The following is a 251-nucleotide window of genomic DNA, read 5'->3' on the forward strand; positions in this document are numbered from 1 at the left end:
TGTCCAGTCGTCGTTGAGCCAATGCTCAAAGCGCAGCTGGGCCATGTTGTTGTCGTTATGCAGCAGGTTGTCGCTGCCTTTTTCCCAGATATTGGTATCGCGCGAAGCGCTGCCGCGTTGGCCGGGCTGGCGGGCTGCAGTGGCTGGACGGCTCGCTGCAAGGCAATGCGGTGGAGGCAAACGGCCTTCAGGCCGACGGCCGCACGCTGGGGCGCAACTTCAACTACCGCAAGTTGCAATGGCGCGATCGC

Annotated in this window: 1 protein-coding gene; it reads right to left on the minus strand. The window is 62.5% G+C overall.

What is annotated here, in order from left to right; all coding sequences use genetic code 11:
- Positions 1 to 180: hypothetical protein (locus J5M56_RS26030; RefSeq protein WP_207938191.1), on the minus strand; the 180-nt coding region annotated here is incomplete at its 3' end.
- Positions 181 to 251 lie beyond the last annotated feature (71 nt).

Source organism: Pseudomonas sp. 51_B (assembly GCF_017491595.1).
In the GTDB taxonomy this organism is placed as follows: Bacteria; Pseudomonadota; Gammaproteobacteria; order Pseudomonadales; family Pseudomonadaceae; genus Aquipseudomonas; species Aquipseudomonas promysalinigenes.